A 17,573-nucleotide genomic window follows, 5' to 3' on the forward strand; every position below is an offset into this window, starting at 1 on the left:
GGGCTACTGGGCGTGGTTGGCGGCGTTCAGCGCACTCGCGACGTCGCCGACCTCCAGCACCCGGATGCCGTCCGGGAGCTTGCCCGAGTCGGGCGGCACCAGCGCGTGGGTGAAGCCCAGCCGGGACGCCTCGGCGAGGCGGCGGGCGACGTTCGGCACCCTCCGGACCTCGCCGGCCAGCCCGACCTCGCCCAGCGAAACCAGCCGCGGCGACAGCGCGACCTCGTGCAGCGAAGAAGTCAGTGCGAGCACCAGCGCGAGGTCGATGGCCGGCTCGGTGATCTTCATGCCGCCGACCGTGGCGACGTACACGTCCTTGTCGCCGAGCTTGAGTTTTCCGCGTTTTTCCAGCACGGCCAGCACCATCGCGACCCGCGCCGAGTCCAGCCCGCTCACCGCGCGCCGGGGCTGCGGCATGCTCGTGCTCGAAACCAGCGCCTGCACCTCGCCCAGCAGCGGCCGCTTCCCCTCGACCGCCACGGTGATCGCCGTGCCCGGCACCGGCTCGGCGGTGCGGCTCATGAACAGCCCGGACGGATCCGGCACGCCGACGATGCCGCCCTCGGTCAGCTCGAAGCAACCGACCTCGTCCGCCGCGCCGAAGCGGTTTTTCACCCCGCGCACCATCCGCAGCGTCGAGTGCTTGTCGCCCTCGAACTGCAGGACGACGTCGACCAGGTGCTCCAGCACCCGCGGCCCGGCCACCGAGCCGTCCTTCGTGACATGTCCCACGAGCACCACCGGCAGCCCGCGCTCCTTGGCCAGCGCGACCAGCCCCGCGGTGACCGCGCGGACCTGCGTGACCCCGCCCGGCGAGCCCTCCACCTGCGGTGACGCCATGGTCTGGACCGAGTCGACGATCAGCACCCCGGGCTTCACGGCGTCGACGTGCCCGAGGATCGCGGCCAGGTCGCTCTCGGCGGCGAGGAACATCTCGCCGTGCACATTGCCCGTGCGCTCGGCGCGCAGCCGGACCTGCCCGGCCGACTCCTCACCGGTGACATACAGGGACCGCCCGGCCGTGGCCGCCCATTGATAGGCCATCTCGAGCAGCAGGGTCGACTTGCCGACGCCCGGCTCACCGGCCAGCAGGACCACCGCGCCCGGCACCAGCCCGCCGCCGAGCACCCGGTCGAACTCGGGCACCCCGGTGGACTTGGCGCGCGCCGATTCGACGTCGACCTCGGCGATCGGCCGCGCGGGCGCGCTCGGCGCCCCGGCCGCGACCCGCGCGATCGCCGGATTGGCCCCGCCACGCTCCTCGAGCGTGCCCCAGGCCTGGCATTCGGGACAGCGCCCGACCCACTTGGCGGCCTCGTGCCCGCACTCGGCGCACCGGTAGACAGTGCTGCTCTTCTTCACCACGCGCCGAGGCTAGCGGTGGGCACCGACAGAAATCAGTGACCCGCCGCGGCGTTGCCCTGGGCCTGGTCGTGGGCCGGTGCGGCGACCGGCAGCGCGACGACCACCGGGCCGGCGTTCTGGAAGGTGAAGGTGACCTTGATCGTCTGGCCCGGCCACAGCGGCTGCTTGAGGTTCTGCAGCACCACCGAGCCGACGCCCAGCTGGGTCGGCGCGGAGGACGTGGGCGCCGCGGCGTCACTGCTCGAGGACGGCGGCGCGGTGTCGGACGGCGGGGCGGTGTCGGACGAGGAGCTGGAACCGCTCGTCGGCACCGAGGAAGAGGACGGCGCGTCCTGCTGGTTGGTGGCCTCGACGGGGTCCGAGGGGCCGATCACCAGCGAGTGGCCGGCGACGATGGCCGTCGAGCCGCTGATCGTGGCCGGGCCGTCGGTCGCGTCGGAGGTGACCGAAACGAGCTTGTCGTCCTGCGCGCCCTGGTTGACCAGCGTCAGCGTGAGCGGCGCGGACTGGCCGGCCGAGTAGGCGGCGCCCTGCACCGGGTACTGCACCGCGGCGTCGCGCAGGACCAGCGTCTTCACTTGCGCGTAGGTGCCGTTGACCGCGGGCTGCTGAGTGTCGGTCTGGGTGATCTGACCGGCTCCGCAGCCGGCGAGCACGAGCGCGGCGCCGAGCGCCGACACACCTGCGCCGAACACGCGGCGATTCTGCAGCCTCACGTCGGAGTCCTTCCATCTCACGGCCTCGTCACGACGAAGACTAGCCGGGGACCCTCGCGTGCGCGGAACCGGTCCGCCTTGCGGGCGCGCCGCCATCGAAGATCAACCGTCCAATTAGGAATTCGCTGGTGTCGATCAGCGCATTCCCGTCACCTGCATGAGCACGGGGCCGGAAGATTTGTCAACCCCCGCCCAGGCCGCTGACCTGCGACGACGATCCCGGGGCACTAGGTGGGCTTCGGAGGACCGTGCTAAGATGGCATTAGCGAAAGGGGCAGAGGACACATGGTTTTCAAGGTCGGAGAGACCGTCGTCTACCCGCACCACGGTGCCGCACTCATCGAAGCCATCGAAACCCGCGTGATCAAGGGCGAGGAGAAGAAGTACCTCGTCCTCAAAGTCGCGCAAGGGGATCTTACGGTTCGCGTGCCTGCTGACAACGCCGAGATCGTCGGTGTGCGTGACGTCGTCGGGCAAGAAGGACTGGACAAGGTTTTCGACGTACTGCGTGCTCCGCACACCGAAGAGCCCACGAACTGGTCTCGTCGGTACAAGGCCAACCTCGAGAAGCTCGCCTCCGGCGATGTGAACAAGGTGGCCGAAGTGGTGCGCGACCTCTGGCGGCGAGAGAAGGACCGCGGACTTTCAGCCGGTGAAAAGCGGATGCTGGCGAAGGCGCGGCAAATTCTGGTCAGCGAGCTCGCGCTCGCGGAGGGCACCGACGAGGACAAAGCGGAAGTCCTCCTCGACGAGGTTCTGGAAACCGCGACGGTCTGACCCCCTGGGTCATCCGGCTCGCCCGGCGGAGGCTCCGGGCAGTCGCCTCTCTACGATCACGACCTGATGAGCCAGCTGGTGCAGAGCGTCGTGTTCGTGACTGTCGCACACCGGACCGCGGATCCAGAGGCAGCTCTGGCCGTGGTGAACGGTGAAGTTCTCCTCGCGCACACCGTGCGGGGGCTGCTCGGCACACCGGAGATCGATCTGGTGGCCGTGGTGGCCCCCGAGCGGTGTGCCGCTGCGTTTTCGGGGGCTCTCGGGGATCTGCCGGCCCGCTGCCGGATCGTCCCCGGCCCCTCGCTCCGGCCGGCTTTCGCCGCCGTTGAGCCAGAACTTTCCCCGGACGCGGTTGTGCTGGTGCACGACGCGCTCCGGTCGTTCACTCCGCAAGGGACGATCCGTGACGTACTGGGCGCGGCCCGGGCCGGCCGCGTCGTCGTCGTCCCCGTTCTGCCCATGGCGGACACCGTGAAGTCCACCGATGAGGCGCGGCTGATCACCGGCACCGTCGACCGCGACGGGCTCCGCACCGCGCAGACCCCGGTCGGCTTCCCGCTGCCGGAGTTCCGGGCCGCGCTCGGGACGGACGACATCTTCGACGCCGCCGTCCTGGCCGGCGCCGCCACCGTCCCCGGCCATCCCGACGCGATGCGCGTCGCGAGTGCTTTCGAACTCACCCTCGCCGAGGCCCTGGTGGCCCTGCACGGTCACGAGGAGCCCCTGTGAACGACCTGCGCGTCGGCAACGGCGTCGACGTCCACCCGATCGAACCCGGCCGCGAGTGCTGGATGGCCGGGCTGTTGTGGCCGGGCGTCGACGGCTGCGCGGGCCACTCCGACGGCGACGTCGCGGCCCACGCGCTGTGCGACGCGCTGCTGTCCGCCGCCGGGCTCGGCGACCTCGGCGCGGTCTTCGGCACCGGCGACCCGCGGATGGACGGCGCGCACGGCGCCGACATGCTCGCGGAGGTCCGCGCGCTCGTCGAAGCGGACGGGTGGCGCGTGGCGAACGCGACGGTGCAGATCATCGGCAACCGCCCGCGCGTCGGGAAACGGCGTGACGAGGCGCAGAAGGTGCTCGGCGAGGCCGTCGGCGGTCCGGTGAGCGTCGCCGGCACGACGTCCGACGGGCTGGGCCTCACCGGCCGCGGCGAGGGCGTCGCGGCGGTGGCGACGGCACTCCTGGTCCGGCCTTGATCGCTTAGGCTGCGAGCCATGGCACTGACTTTCAACGACGCCACGAAGGCGTTGCTCGACGGGAACAACTTCCCCGTGGTCGCGACCATCAACAAGGACGGCTCCGCGCAGACGTCCGTGCTGTGGGCCAAGCGCGAAGGCGACACCCTGGTCTTCGCGACCGTCCGCGGGCGCCTCAAGGAACGCAACATGGTGCGTGACCCGCGGGTGTCCGTCTCGGTCTTCGACACCGGGAACCCGTACAACTACGTCGAAATCCGCGGCCGCGTCGAGATGACCGACGAGGGCGGGCGCGAGCTGATCAACGAGCTGGCGCACAAGTACACCGGCAAGGACTACCCGGCCGAGCCGCCGGAGAACATCCGCGTGCTGGTGCGCGTGATCCCGGAGAAGATCACCGGCAACGCCGCCTGAAGCGAGTTCGCCGCCGGGGGTGAGCCGGACGCCACATCCCGGCGGCGAAACGCCCGGTTTTCTGGCTAGGCTTGGCGCGTGGCCATCAACGCGGTGTTGTTCGACTTCTCAGGCACGCTCTTCCGGCTCGAGCAGAACGCCTTCTGGCTCGACGGGCTCGCCGACGCCGACGGCACGGCGCTCGACGTCGAGGCGCAGACCGAGCTGATGCGGCGGATGACCGCGCCGGTCGGGCAGGTCGTGGAGCTCGACGAGGAGCACCAGCACGCGTGGCACCAGCGCGACCGCGACCCGGAGCTGCACCGGAAGGTGTACCTCGAGGTGCTGCGCCGCTCCGGCGTCCCCCGCCCCGAGCAGGCCGAGGCGCTGTACCAGCGGCTGATCACGCCGGGCGAATGGACGCCGTACCCGGACACCGAGGCGGCGCTGAAGGCCGTCTCGGGCCAGGGCCGCAAGGTCGGGGTGCTGAGCAACATCGCGTTCGACATCCGGCCGGCGTTCTCGCAGCGCGGCTGGGACGCGTACGTGGACGAGTTCATCCTGTCGTTCGAGGTCGGGGCCATCAAGCCGGAGCTGGAGATCTTCCGGACCGCGCTGGACCGGCTCGGCGTGCGCGCCGAGGAGACCCTGATGGTCGGCGACAGCGAGGAGGCCGACGGCGGCGCCCGCGCGCTGGGCTGCGAGTTCGCCCTGGTCGACCCGCTGCCCACGACCGAGCGGCCGGACGCGCTGCTCGGCGCGCTGCGGGCGCACGGCCTGCTCTGACCGGCTCGTGAGTGGCTATGACGGTTCTAACCGTCATGAACACTCACGAGCCCTGCGACCTCGCCCACACCCACCCCGTACCCTCTGGGGGTGGCCCTACACCTCTTCGACACCGCGACCCGTGCCCCCCGGGAGTTCGTTCCCGTCCGCAGCGGAACGGCGTCCATCTACCTGTGCGGGGCCACCGTGCAGGGCGTGCCCCACATCGGGCACGTGCGGGGGGTGCTGAACTACGACGTGCTGCGCCGCTGGCTGCTCCACAGTGGACTCGACGTGCTGCTGGTGCGCAACGTCACCGACATCGACGACAAGATCCTCACCAAGGCCGCCGAGGCGGAGCGGCCCTGGTGGGAGTGGGCGACCAAGCACGAGCGCGAGTTCGAGCAGGCCTACGACGCGCTCGGCTGCCTCCCGCCGTCGGTCAACCCGCGCGCGACCGGGCACATCACGCAGATGGTCGAGCTGATCCAGCGCCTGATCGACAGCGACCACGCCTACGCGGCGGACGGCGACGTCTACTTCTCGGTGAAGTCCTTCGACGGCTACGGGTCGCTTTCCGGCCAGCAGCTCGACGAGGTCCAGCAGGGCGAAACGCCGACGCGCGGCAAGCGTGACTCGCGCGACTTCACGCTGTGGAAGAGCGCGAAGCCGGGCGAGCCCTCGTGGCCGACGCCGTGGGGCGACGGCCGTCCGGGCTGGCACCTGGAGTGCTCCGCGATGGCGACGAACTACCTCGGCGCCGAGTTCGACATCCACGGCGGCGGCGTCGACCTGGTGTTCCCGCACCACGAGAACGAGCGCGCGCAGTCGAACGCGGCGGGCGACGGCTTCGCGCGGTACTGGCTGCACAACGCGTGGGTGACCATGTCCGGCGAGAAGATGTCCAAGTCGCTGGGCAACACTGTGTCGATCCCGGCGATGCTGGAGCGCTACCGGGCGCCCGAGCTGCGGTACTACCTGGTGCAGCCGCACTACCGGTCGACGGTCGAGTACTCCGACGGCGCGGTCGCGGAGGCGGCGCAGGGCTACCGGCGGATCGAGGGCTTCCTGCGGCGCGCGGCCTCGGCCGGCGAGGTGCCGCTGGGCCAGGTGGCGCCGGAGTTCGCCGCCGCGCTGGACGACGACCTCGCGACCCCCGCCGCGTTCGCCGTGGTGCACAACACGGTGCGTGACGGTAACGCCGCCCTCGACGAGGGCGACACCCCCAAGGCGCTTGAACTCGCCGCCTCGGTGCGCGCGATGACCGACGTGCTCGGCCTCGACCCGTTGTCCGCGCGCTGGTCCGAGGGCGGCTCGGACACCCCGGTCCGCGAGGCGCTGGCCGAGCTGGTCGAAAGCCTGCTCGCCGAACGGCAGCAGGCCCGCGCGGCGAAGGACTTCGCGCGCGCGGACGCCGCCCGTGACCGCCTGGTGCAGGCGGGCATCGTGGTGGAGGACACCCCGAACGGTCCGCAGTGGACGGTCAGGAACTCCTGATCGCCGCTGCGGCGGATTAAGGACTCGTTACATGGCAGGCAACTCACGGCGTCAGGGCGCCATCCGCAAGACCGGCACCAAGAAGGGCCAGGTCGTCGGCTCCGGCGGGCAGCGGCGCAAGGCGCTGGAGGGCAAGGGCCCCACGCCCAAGGCCGAGGACCGGCCCGGGCACAAGGCGTACCGCGCCGCGAACGCCGCGAAGACGCGTGAGCAGTCGCGGCAGAAGAAGGCCGACAAGCCGGAGCTGATCGCGGGCCGCAACCCGGTCGTCGAGGCGCTGCGGGCGGACGTCCCGGGTGTCGCGCTGTACGTCGCGCTGAACATCGAGATCGACGACCGCGTCAACGAGGCCGTCCGGCTGGCCGGCGACAAGGGCATCTCGATCCTGGAGATCCCGCGCGAGGAGCTCGACCGCAAGACGAACCGCGCGATGCACCAGGGCCTGGGCTTGCAGGTGCCGCCGTTCGAGTACGCGCACCCGGACGACCTGATGACCGCCGCGCGCGATTCGGGCAACACCCCGCTGTTCGTCGCGCTCGACGGCGTGACGGACCCGCGCAACCTCGGCGCCGTCATCCGCTCGGCCGCCGCGTTCGGCGCGCATGGCGTGCTGCTGCCGGAGCGCCGCAGCGCCGGCATGACGGCCGTGGCGTGGCGCACAAGCGCGGGCACGGCGGCGAAGCTGCCCATCGCGGTCGCCACGAACCTGACGCGCCAACTGAAGTCGTGGGCGTCGAGCGGCCTGATGATCGTCGGCCTCGACGCGGACGGCACCGTGGACATCGACGCGCTGGACCTGGCGTCGGAACCGCTGGTCGTCGTGCTGGGCTCGGAGGGCCGCGGCCTCTCCCGCCTGGTCCGCGAAACCTGCGACGCCACCGTCTCGATCCCGATGGCGGCCGGCGTGGAATCCCTGAACGCCTCGGTCGCTGCCGGTGTGCTGCTCGCGGAGGTCGCCCGTCGGCGCCGTTTGGCCGGGCGCATCTGACCCCTGTTCCACCTTCTGGCCTGTCCCCCTGATCCAGGGCGACGGGCCAGATCTCTCTCCGCTCCCCACCGCCCCATCCACAGCCCGCTCCGATTGTGGACAACTCCGCCCTCCATCCCGCTCTCGGCAGTTCCCGTCGGCCCCCGCCGATAAACTGGACTGGGGACGCCCCCCGGAGAGGGTGGGGGCTGCGTTCCAGGCCGGGGCAGGCGCAGGGGCAAGGACTGCGGTCCACGGCCGAAGCCGGGACAGCGTTCGCGACGGGGTGGCGTTCGGGAGTCGACCGACGCTGGTGGACACGCTCCGTGATTCGCGCGTGATACTCCGGGCTTCGCTCCACCGCGACACCCACTCGGGCTAAGGTCAGCTCCGGAACCGAGGGGGTCCGCTACCGATGTCGTTCGTTTCGCCGCTGTTCTTGTGGTACTTCATGCCCACGGTGCTGGTCGCCGTGCTGGTGTGCCCGCGGAGCTGGCGCAACGGCATCGTCGCGGTGGCGAGCCTGCTGTTCTACGTGATCGGCGCCGGACCGTACATTTTCCTGCTGCTGCTGTGCATGGCGGTCAACTTCTTCGCCGGGCCCGCGCTCGAGCCGAGCCCGTGGGACCTGCGGGGGACGCGGCGCCGGCGGATCCTGATCGGCGTCGTCACGCTCGACGTGCTGGTGCTGGTGATCTGGAAGTACGCGGGGTTCGCGACGCAGCAGATCGCGGCCGTCTCGCACTGGTTCGGCGGGGACCTCGGCGTCGCCAACATCGTGGTGCCGATCGGGATCTCCTTCTACACCTTCCACCACATCTCGTACGTCGTGGACATTTACCGCGGCGAGCGGCGCGCGCTGCGCAACCCGGTGGCGTTCGCGGCGTACATCGCGATGTTCCCGCAGTTGGTGGCCGGGCCGATCGTGCGGTACCGCGAGATCGCGGACCAGCTGCCGCAGCAGCGTTCGCACCGGCTCGACGACATCGCGGCCGGCTTCCCGCGGTTCGCGCTGGGGCTGTGCAAGAAGTCCATCGTCGCCGACTCGCTCAGCCCGATGGTCGAAGCGTGCTTCGCGACGCCGCCGGACCAGATGACGTTCGCGACGGCCTGGCTCGGCGCCATCGGCTACACCCTCCAGCTGTTCTTCGACTTCTCCGGCTACTCCGACATGGCCATCGGCCTCGGCCGGATGCTGGGCTTCCGGCTGCCGGAAAACTTCGCCCGCCCGTACTCGTCGGTGACGATCACGGAGTTCTGGCGCCGCTGGCACATGTCGCTGTCCCGCTGGTTCCGCGACTACGTCTACATCCCGCTGGGCGGCAACCGCGCCGGCGCCGGGCGCACGTACCGCAACCTGTGCATCGTGTTCGTGCTGACGGGTTTCTGGCACGGCGCGCAGTGGACGTTCCTGATCTGGGGCTGTTACCACGGCGCGCTGCTGGTGATCGAACGCCGCTTCAACCTCGCCGAGACGCCGGCGGGCCCGGTCGCCCGGATCGCGCGCCGCGCGCTGACCCTGCTGCTCGTGGTGTTCGGCTGGGTATTCTTCCGCTCGGCCGACCTCGGCCATGCGCTCGCCATGATCGGCCACATGCTGCTGCCGGACTTCGGCGGCCTCGGCGACGTCGTCGAAAGCGCGCTGACCAACCAGCGGCTGGTCATCCTCCTCGCCGCGCTCGCCGTTTTCTTCCTCCCGGCGCACCCGGTCACCGGCCCACTGCTGGAATCCTCGCGCAGCCGCGGCGCGACGGCCCTGCGCGTCGGCGTGATGACCGTCGGCCTCGTCTACGCCGCCATCCTGGTCGCGACGGGGACGTTCAGCCCATTCCTCTACTACCAATTCTGACCGCAAAGCCGCGGTGACTGTCTGCATTCGGTGACACGGGGGCACCGGCTGCGCGGGGAGGTCCGCCCGCGTCCCTCCGACGGGGTTTTCGGCGTTTCGGAGAAAACCGCAAAACGTGAAAATCCTTGCCCAGAGTCACCTCGAACCTGGAATATTGTCCCCCGAATTTCTTATTTCGCCGGTCACCCCAAGCGCGTAAAGTAACTCCCCGCGCTCGAACCGATACGCAACGCACTCGTCCGTTCGAGTGGTTCAAGGAGGTGAACCGTGGTCGCGGAAGCCGGCCGTCCTCACCGAAGCTCACTACAGGAGATCTTCTGGACCCGCACCACGTTGTTACTGACCGTGCTCGTCGTGATCGCGGTATTGAGCCTGTGGATCTCCAGCATGATGGACGCCGGCACGGGTAAAACGCTCGTCACCTCCCTGGGCACCGGCACGCTGATCTCCGCGCTGGTCGGCTTTGGACAGACCTTGATCACCGCCAGCGCGTCGCAGCGCGCGATGGTGACTCCGCTGATCGAGGAGAGCCGGCGCGCGCTCGAAGACCTCAGCGCCGAATACCGGTCGCTCAACAAGGAGTTCTTCCCCACGCACGTGTTCGACGCGACGACGGACCCCGACCCCGCGTTCAACCGGATGCTGATGTCGGACCTGGACAACACGCGCCAGTACTTCTTCCGCGGCTTCTCCGGACGGCACGCGGCCGCCCGGCTTCTGTTGACCCGCACCGATCGTGAGCTGCACGCCGTGATCGCCGACCCGCGCGACGCCGGTTCCATCAGCGGCCGCGCGCGTTACCTGCTGCGGCGCGAGGCGGCGGAAGTCGACTACGAGGCGATCCAGAGCGGCCTGCACGAGGAGATCCACATTGGACTCGTCGGGCTGTTCCTGGCCCGCAGCCGGTGCGCGCAGGTCGACATCACCGTGGTCGCCGACCCGCCGCTGGACCGGCTGGAGATGTTCGACGCCAGCGTGTGGGTCACGCTGTACAGCGACGTGCGCGGCGCGACCAAGCTGTACCCGCGGTCGCTGCGGTTCACCGAGGGCTCCTTCATCTACAACATGGAACGCGCCGAGTTCCTGCGCCTCTCCCAATCGCGGACCGGCCGCCACTTCCGCATCACCTCCGCGACGACGCGGGCCGATTTCCTTGTCCTGTTCGAAAAGATCACCGGATCCGACTTGTCCGAGGAGAACTTCCGTGACTTGGAGGGAAGGTTCCACGCCTTCCGCGCGGAGTTCTCCGCACGAGCCGAGCTAGGGAGCTGAGCCGTCTTGCTCACTCGCTTGTCCCCACTGAACCACCTGGCCACACGGCTGCGCTCGGCGGGTTTCCCGCTGTCCCAGGACTGGCGCACCGTGGACGTCTGGTTCCGAAAATGGGCTTCGCAAACGGCGTTGCGCGATGAGCTGCGCGCGCTGCTACGCGCACCGACCCCGGAGAACGCCGCGGCCATCGCCGCCGGCTCGCGCGAGACGACAACCCATTTCGCTTGGTGCCTAAGGGATAATCCGGACGATCCGTTCTCCTTCTGGCTGCACGAATACAAACCGCAGGAAGACTGGCGCGAGGGCTACGCCGATTCCGTGCACAACCACAGGTATCACTTCTGCACCACCATTCTCCGCGGCAACTACCTGCACGAGCGATACTCCACGACCTGCGACGGGGAAAGCGGCCTGATCACGTCCGCGCAACTCCGGCGCCGGACGCTGTGCCAGGCGGGCGCTTGCTCGATCATGCTCGCCGACGAGTTCCACCGGATTCCCGAAGCGGCCGAAGGAACCATGACTTTCCTCGTGAAATCACGCCCCGTGAGCATTTCCAGTCTCTCGTACGACCCGGCCACAGGAATCGGGCATCGTCACGTTCCGGTGGAGGTCCGATTGGGGGACCTGGCCGACCGACTCTAGCTACACCCCGCCGTCACGGGCGCATACCATTGCTCCACCCGCTTGAATGCCGAAGCCGGGATCGGAGAGATGTATGCGCGCGCAAAAGAACACCGTTCAGCCGACCGTCGCCGCAACGGCCATCGCCGCGGCCACGATCGCCCCCGCGACCGTCAGCGCGGTGGAGCACCGGGTCCAGCAGCTGTGCTGGCGGTACGCCGAACGGCTGCCGTTCCACGGCTGGCACCACGTCAGCTTCGTCCGCGCCAAGGCGGTCAGCTTCGCCACGGCCAACGGCGCCGACGCGGCCGTGGTCGAGGTGGCCGCCCTGGTACACGACGTGAACTACCTCGTCCTGCGCAACTCGCCCGCCGCCGCCGGCAGCGACCTGCGGCTCGGCCTGCTGGCCGACTGCGGCGTGCCCGACGACGTCGCCGGCTGGATCGACGACCTGATCGACGAGGCCGAGATGGCCAACCGCGGCCGGGACATCTCGCTGGAAGCGCAGGCATTGAGCGACGCCGACACGCTGTTCAAGGCGCTGCCCGTGACTCCCGTGGTGCTCGCGCACCGCTACCTCGAAGAGAACGACATCAGCCTGCGGGACCTGGCCCACAAGATCGTCGGCGAGCAGTGCGACGTCCACGACAGCGGCTACTACTTCTACAACCCGGAGGCCAGCGCCACGTACTCCCGCTGGGCCACCGCGAACCTCCAGTTGTGGCGCTGCATCAAGGAAGCCGTGGACGACCCGACGGTGGTCGAGCTGCTCGACGCCGTGCACGCCGTGGACAGCACCCTCGCGGCGTCCTGACCCGGTTCGTTCAGCCCTGGCCGTATCCCCTCAGCTTCTCGACGACGTGCTCGACCTCCGCGGGCGGCAGCAGCGTCGGGCTGCCCGCGGACCGGGCCAGCAGCCACAGCCGGCAGACCCACTCGAGCTGCTGCACCCGGTGGTACGCCGCGCCGAGGCTGTCGCCGTACGCCACGGTGCCGTGGTTCGCGAGCAGGCAGCCGCGGCGGCCGTCGAGGGCCTTGAGCATCGACGACGCCAGCTCCTCCGTGCCGTACGTCGCGTACTCGGCGACCCGCGCGGTCGGCCCGATCGTCGCCAGGATGTAGTGGATCGGCGGCACCTCGTCGAGCAGCGTCGAGACCGCGGTGGCGTGCACCGAGTGCGTGTGCACCACGGCCGTCACCGAAGCGCCGTCCGGGTCCACTGCGCGGTTGTAGACGGCCAGGTGCATCGGCAGCTCGCTGGTCGGCTTCAGCTCCCCCTCGACGATCTCGCCGTCCAGCCCGACCACGGGGATGTCGGCCGGCTCGAGCCCGGCGTAGTCGACCCCCGTGGGCGTGACGGCGACCAAAGCCCCGTCTCGCGCCGACACATTGCCGGACGTCCCGACCACCAGCCCGTCGGCCGTCATCCGGCGGGCATACTCACAGACCGCCGCCCGTTCCTCCGCCAGGATCATTCACAGCCTCCAGAGACCACGCGCGGCGGACAGGGACGCTTGGTAGTCGGCGTAACCGCGCTCGTACGCAGCCACATTCTCGGGCCGGAACTCGACCACGCGCGAGTTCGCCGCCCACCGCTCGCGGTCGAACGGCGTGCCGAGCGCCGCCGCGGCGGTGAGCACGGCGCCGCGCGCCCCCACCCCGGGATCGCTCGGGATGACGATCGGCCGGCCGAGCACGTCCGCGAAGATGCGGATCCACTCCGGTGACCGCACTCCGCCACCACAGGCGTACAACCGCCCCGACAGCCCAGCCGCCTCGAAACAATGCCGCGCCGCATAAGCGATCGACTCGCACAGCGACCGCACCAGGTCCGCCCGCCCGGTCTCGAGGCTGATCCCGGCGAACTGCGCCCGCGCGCCGGCGTCGACAAACGGCGCGCGTTCCCCGGACACCGAAAGGAATGGCAACGCCCGGGCCCCGCGCGCACCCGGCTCACTGCTCGCCAGCAGCGGGTCGATCTCGGCGACATCGATGCCCAGCAGCGCGCACACCCAGTCGATGCCCGCGGTGCCGACCATCGCCGGCATCGCGCGCAGGTACTCGGCCTCGTCCGGGGTGCACAGGAACATCCCGGCCGGCTCGCCCTCGGCGTCGAACGTGGTGTCGGCGGTGAGCACCTGGCACGCCAGCGTGGTGCCCGCGGTGAGGATGCCGTCGCCGGGTTCCCGCACGCCGGCCCCGATCGCGCTGGCCGGCAGGTCGAACGGCCCGGCGGTGACCGGCAGCCCTGCGGGCAGGCCGAGCAGGGCCGCGCCGCGCGCGTCGAGCCGGAACACCGATTTGGCCGGCGCCGGCTCGGCGAACAGGGCCCGCCGGTGGCCGAGCCCGCAGGCCTCGATGGCCGCCTCGTCGTACCGCCGGGTGACCGGGTCGAGGAACGGCAGCGACGCGTCGGACACGTCGACGGTGATCTCGCCGGTGAGCCGCTGCAGCACCGCGTCCACGCAGTAGCCGGCCACGACGGCCCGGTCGAGCGCCTCGGGCTCGTGGGTGTCCAAATAGGACATGATCGCGGCGGCGCAGCCCGGGAACATGCCGGATCCGGTGCGGCGGAAGACTTCCCGGGTCACTCCCTCGGCCTGCCACCGCGCCAGCAGGCTGTTCGCCCGGCCGTCGAGCCAGGAGATCGCGGGCCGCACCGCGGCTCCGGACTCGTCGCGCAGCCACATGCCGTCGCCCTGCCCGGTGAGCGCCAGCGCGGTGACCGGGCCCGGCAGCCCGGCGGCGACCTCCCGCACCACTGTGACGACCGTGGCCACCACCTGGTCGAGGTCCTGCTCGACCAGGCCGCCGGCGAGGTGGTGCACCTCGGACGGCGTGCACGCGCTCGCGACGGACGTCCCGTCCTCGTCGAACACCACGGCCTTGGTGAGCGACGTGCCGATGTCGACCCCGACGATCACGGCTGCCGCCCGAGCACCTCGGGGTTGGCGAGGTTCGCCAGTCGCTCGCCGCGGGCGTACCGGCCGACCTCGGCCGCCACGATCGCGGCCGCCCGCTCCGCCGTCTGCCGGCTCGCCCCGGCCAGGTGCGGGGTGGCGATCACGTTCGGCGCCTCGCGCAGCGCCCAGTCGGCGGGCGGCGGCTCGACGTCGTACACGTCCAGCGCCAGCGCGCCGAGCTTGCCCGAGCGCAGGGCTTCCGGCAGCGGCGCGTAGTCCAGCAGGCCGCCGCGGGCGGTGTTGACCAGCACGGCGCCGTCGGGCAGCAGGGCCAGCTTGCTCGCGTCGATGAGGTGCCGCGTCTGCTCGGTGAGCCGCGCATGCAGGCTGACGACGAAGCTGCGGCGCAACAGCTCGTCCAGCTCCACGACTTGAGCGCCGTCGGCCGCGATCGCCGCCGGGTCCGCGAACGGGTCGGCGACCAGTACCTCGGCGCCGAACGCGAGCAGCACCTTGGCGACGCGGGAGCCGATGGCCCCGTAGCCGACGAGCCCGACCGTCGTGCCGCCCAGTTCGAGCCCGGCCTGGTCGTACGCGTAGTAGTCGCCGCGCCAGGCCCCGCGCAGCAGCTCGGCCGACGAGGTCGCGATCCGCCGCATCGCGGCGAGGATCATGCCGACCGCGAACTCGGCCGCCGCACCGGCATTACGACCCGGCGCGTACGTCACCGCGACACCGGCCTCCGTCGCCGCGGCGAGGTCGACGTTCACCGGCCCGCCCCGGCACACCGAAACCAGTTTGAGCCCCGGCGCGGCCGTGAAAACCTGCTTGGTGAACGGCGCCATCTGCGTCACCGCGACCTCGGCGCCCGCGAGCGCCTCGATCACCTGCTCCTCGGTGCCACTGGCTTCGAGCACCGTGCCGACCGGGCCGAACGGCTCCACCGGCCACGGCAGGGCCAGCTCGGTGATCTCATGCCCGTCGCCGAGCTCGGCGCGGACGGCGCCGGCCAGCAGGCCGGGGCCGACGAAATGGTCTCCCGCAGCGAGAATGTGCAACTCTGCTCCCTCACTCGCTCTGCAATGATTATGCGGCGTGGCCCCGGTCAGCGGGCGTTCTCGTAGTTGGTGATCTGCTCGACCTTGCTCGCGCTGGCCGAGGCGGGGTCGAAGCGGTAGCCGACCCACTCGGCGACGATCTTCTTCGCCACCTCGGGCCCGATCGCCCGGGCGCCGAAGGTGATCACCTGGCAGTTGTTGGACTTGATCGAGCGCTCGGCGGAATAGGAGTCGTGCGCGACGGTCGCCCGCACCCCCGGCACCTTGTTCGCCGAGATGGCCATGCCGATCCCGGTGCCGCACACCAGCACCCCGCGGTCGGCCTCGCCGCCGGCGATCGCCTCGGCCGCGGCGAGCCCCAGCAGCGGATAGGCCCGGTCGTCGCCGGCGTCCGCGACGCCGAGGTCGGTCACCGACTCGACCCGGTCGTCGGCCAGCAGCAGGTCGCGCAGCTGGTTCTTGAGGTCCACCCCGGCGTTGTCCGCCGCCACCACGATCCGCATCAGCCCTCGTTCCTTCCCAGCTCTTCGCCGACGGCCGTGACCAGCAGGGAGAACGAGACCGCGCCGGGATCCGGGTGGCCCTTGCTCCGCTGCGCCAGCCGGGCAGCGCGTCCCTTGGCCGGCAACAGGTGCGCGGTCTCCCCGGCCGCGGTCACCGCCGCCCGCGCCGCCTTCCGCCACGCCTCGACGACGTCTGCCCCGGCCTGCTCGCGCAGCTCGGCGCGGAACGGCTCGATGGCGTCGAGCATCGTCTTGTCCCCCGGCTCGGCTTTGCCCAGCTCGGTGAATGCCCGGACGGCACCGTCGACGGCGTCGGCGAGCACGACGGTGGTGATCTCGTCCGCGGCGAGCCCTTTCAGGCCCGCGCCCGTCTCGGCGAGCAGCACGCCATAAAGGGCGCCGGAGGCACCGCCCGCGGCGTCGGCAAAGGCGGTTCCCGCGGCGAGCAGCGCGCCGGACACCGTTTTTTCGTTACGCCGCGCGGCAACTACGGCCGCGCGCATCCCACGCGTCATCCCGAGCCCGTGGTCACCGTCCGCGGCCACCGCGTCGAGCCGTCCCAGCTCCGCTTCGTTTTCCTCGATGCTCCGCAGCGCGGCGGTGAGGATCCGGTCCACGAGCCCGGTGCCCGGCTGTGTCTCCGCAAGCAATTCGTCCACTGTGGACTCCAGTGGTACCTGCGCCAGCTCCGCGCCGGCGGTGCGGTAACCCGGGGTGTCGCACGGCGCCGCGTACAGCTCGGCCAGTTCGTCGTCGAGCACCAGGATCGACAACGAGACCCCGGCCATGTCGAGCGAGGTGACGAATTCGCCGACCTCGGTGTGCACGGGGCTGAGGCCCGCTTCGGCCAGCCGCTCGTGCACCCGGGTGTACGTGACGAACATTTCCTCGTACTTGGTGCGGCCCAGCCCGTTCAGCAACGCCACCACCCGGCCGCCTTCCGGCAGCTCCGGCAGCAGGCCGTCGACGAGTTCGTCGGCCAGCTCGGCCGCGGAGAGCCGGCCGACGGTGCGGACTCCGGGCTCGCCGTGGATGCCGAGCCCGACCTCCATCTCGCGGTCGGCGACCGTGAAGAGCGGCTCCGCGGCGCCGGGCAGCGTGCAGCCGCCGAACGCGACGCCGAACGTGCGAGTGCGCGCGTTCGCCTTCTCCGCGACCGCGTGCACCGCTTCGAGGTCGTAGCCGCGTTCCGCCGCCGCTCCGGCGATCTTGAAGACGAGGAAGTCGCCCGCCACCCCGCGACGACGTTCGGGCTCGGCCGCCGGGCCGCTCGCGATGTCGTCGGTGACCAGGATCGTGCGGCTGCTGATGCCTTCGGCGGCCAGCCTTCGCGCGGCGAGGCCGAAGTGCAGCACATCCCCTTGGTAGTTCCCGAAACCGAACAGCACACCCGCACCGGTGTCGGCGGCGCGCGCGGTGCGGTAGACCTGCTCGGCGCTGGGGCTGGTGAAGACGTCCCCCACCACCGCGCCGTCGGCGAGGCCCGGCCCGACCAGGCCGGCGAACGCGGGGTAATGCCCGCAGCCGCCGCCGATCACGACCGCGACCTTGCCCGGCCGCGTGCCGCCCTCCCGCCGGATCACGCCGTACGCGTCCGGCACCTTGCGGACCGTGCGGCCGTACGCGGTGACGAACCCGTCCAGCCACTGCCGTTTGAACGTGTCCGCGGTGCCCAAGGTGGTCAT

General features: G+C 70.8%; 18 protein-coding genes. 11 read left to right on the forward strand and 7 right to left on the reverse strand.

The window, feature by feature from the left end:
• Positions 1-3: 3 nt before the first annotated feature.
• Both radA and OG371_RS11770 read right to left on the reverse strand, forming a co-directional pair.
• Complete coding sequence (radA, locus tag OG371_RS11765; RefSeq protein WP_329068459.1) at positions 4-1,365, reverse strand: DNA repair protein RadA; 1,362 nt, start codon at positions 1,363-1,365, stop codon at positions 4-6.
• Positions 1,366-1,397: 32 nt separating this feature from the next.
• Positions 1,398-2,081 (reverse strand): hypothetical protein, encoded by a 684-nt coding sequence (locus tag OG371_RS11770; RefSeq protein WP_329068461.1) that lies wholly within the window; start codon positions 2,079-2,081, stop codon positions 1,398-1,400.
• A gap of 285 nt (positions 2,082-2,366) precedes the next feature.
• Here OG371_RS11770 and OG371_RS11775 point away from each other — a divergent pair, with 285 nt between their 5' ends.
• From OG371_RS11775 to OG371_RS11825, 11 genes are all read left to right on the forward strand, one after another.
• Entirely contained in the window at positions 2,367-2,858 is a 492-nt protein-coding gene (locus tag OG371_RS11775) for a CarD family transcriptional regulator (RefSeq protein ID WP_004559016.1), read from the forward strand.
• A gap of 66 nt (positions 2,859-2,924) precedes the next feature.
• A complete protein-coding gene (locus OG371_RS11780) occupies positions 2,925-3,587 on the forward strand; it encodes an IspD/TarI family cytidylyltransferase (RefSeq protein ID WP_329068462.1) in 663 nt (220 codons plus the stop codon).
• Positions 3,588-3,592: 5 nt separating this feature from the next.
• Complete coding sequence (ispF, locus tag OG371_RS11785) at positions 3,593-4,057, forward strand: 2-C-methyl-D-erythritol 2,4-cyclodiphosphate synthase (protein ID WP_329073013.1); 465 nt, start codon at positions 3,593-3,595, stop codon at positions 4,055-4,057.
• An 18-nt stretch (positions 4,058-4,075) separates the two neighbouring features.
• Positions 4,076-4,471 carry a PPOX class F420-dependent oxidoreductase gene (locus tag OG371_RS11790; RefSeq protein WP_329068464.1) on the forward strand — a complete coding sequence of 132 codons (396 nt, stop codon included), beginning with the start codon at positions 4,076-4,078 and terminating at the stop codon, positions 4,469-4,471.
• A gap of 78 nt (positions 4,472-4,549) precedes the next feature.
• Positions 4,550-5,236 (forward strand): HAD family hydrolase, encoded by a 687-nt coding sequence (locus OG371_RS11795; RefSeq protein WP_329068466.1) that lies wholly within the window; start codon positions 4,550-4,552, stop codon positions 5,234-5,236.
• Between the two features lie 90 nt (positions 5,237-5,326).
• Positions 5,327-6,712 (forward strand): cysteine--tRNA ligase, encoded by a 1,386-nt coding sequence (gene cysS, locus OG371_RS11800; protein ID WP_329068468.1) that lies wholly within the window; start codon positions 5,327-5,329, stop codon positions 6,710-6,712.
• Between the two features lie 31 nt (positions 6,713-6,743).
• On the forward strand, positions 6,744-7,700 hold the full coding sequence (gene rlmB, locus OG371_RS11805) for a 23S rRNA (guanosine(2251)-2'-O)-methyltransferase RlmB (protein ID WP_091617192.1): 957 nt from the start codon (positions 6,744-6,746) through the stop codon (positions 7,698-7,700).
• Positions 7,701-8,094: 394 nt separating this feature from the next.
• Positions 8,095-9,528: an MBOAT family O-acyltransferase gene (locus OG371_RS11810; protein WP_329068471.1), complete on the forward strand. Its 1,434-nt coding sequence runs from the start codon at positions 8,095-8,097 to the stop codon at positions 9,526-9,528.
• 333 nt (positions 9,529-9,861) lie between these two features.
• Positions 9,862-10,800, forward strand: a complete 939-nt coding sequence (locus tag OG371_RS11815) for a hypothetical protein (RefSeq protein ID WP_329073015.1) — start codon at positions 9,862-9,864, stop codon at positions 10,798-10,800.
• Between the two features lie 6 nt (positions 10,801-10,806).
• Complete coding sequence (locus OG371_RS11820; RefSeq protein WP_329068473.1) at positions 10,807-11,445, forward strand: hypothetical protein; 639 nt, start codon at positions 10,807-10,809, stop codon at positions 11,443-11,445.
• A gap of 73 nt (positions 11,446-11,518) precedes the next feature.
• Positions 11,519-12,238: an HD family phosphohydrolase gene (locus OG371_RS11825; protein WP_329068475.1), complete on the forward strand. Its 720-nt coding sequence runs from the start codon at positions 11,519-11,521 to the stop codon at positions 12,236-12,238.
• Positions 12,239-12,248: 10 nt separating this feature from the next.
• On the opposite strand, the gene OG371_RS11830 is transcribed toward OG371_RS11825, so the two are convergent.
• The 5 genes from OG371_RS11830 to OG371_RS11850 are packed head-to-tail and all read right to left on the reverse strand — an operon-like array spanning position 12,249 to position 17,573.
• The gene (locus OG371_RS11830; RefSeq protein ID WP_329068477.1) at positions 12,249-12,899 is read right to left on the reverse strand and encodes a class II aldolase/adducin family protein; all 651 of its coding nucleotides are present in this window, start codon (positions 12,897-12,899) and stop codon (positions 12,249-12,251) included.
• Complete coding sequence (locus OG371_RS11835) at positions 12,900-14,348, reverse strand: FGGY-family carbohydrate kinase (protein WP_329068479.1); 1,449 nt, start codon at positions 14,346-14,348, stop codon at positions 12,900-12,902.
• Positions 14,345-15,385 (reverse strand): 2-hydroxyacid dehydrogenase, encoded by a 1,041-nt coding sequence (locus OG371_RS11840; RefSeq protein WP_329068481.1) that lies wholly within the window; start codon positions 15,383-15,385, stop codon positions 14,345-14,347. Before OG371_RS11840 ends, OG371_RS11835 begins: the two co-directional genes overlap by 4 nt.
• A 47-nt stretch (positions 15,386-15,432) precedes the next feature.
• A complete protein-coding gene (locus OG371_RS11845; RefSeq protein WP_329068482.1) occupies positions 15,433-15,888 on the reverse strand; it encodes a ribose-5-phosphate isomerase in 456 nt (151 codons plus the stop codon).
• Complete coding sequence (locus OG371_RS11850) at positions 15,888-17,573, reverse strand: dihydroxyacetone kinase family protein (RefSeq protein WP_329068484.1); 1,686 nt, start codon at positions 17,571-17,573, stop codon at positions 15,888-15,890. Before OG371_RS11850 ends, OG371_RS11845 begins: the two co-directional genes overlap by 1 nt.

The organism is Amycolatopsis sp. NBC_01480 (genome assembly GCF_036227205.1).
Classification (GTDB): Bacteria; Actinomycetota; Actinomycetes; order Mycobacteriales; family Pseudonocardiaceae; genus Amycolatopsis.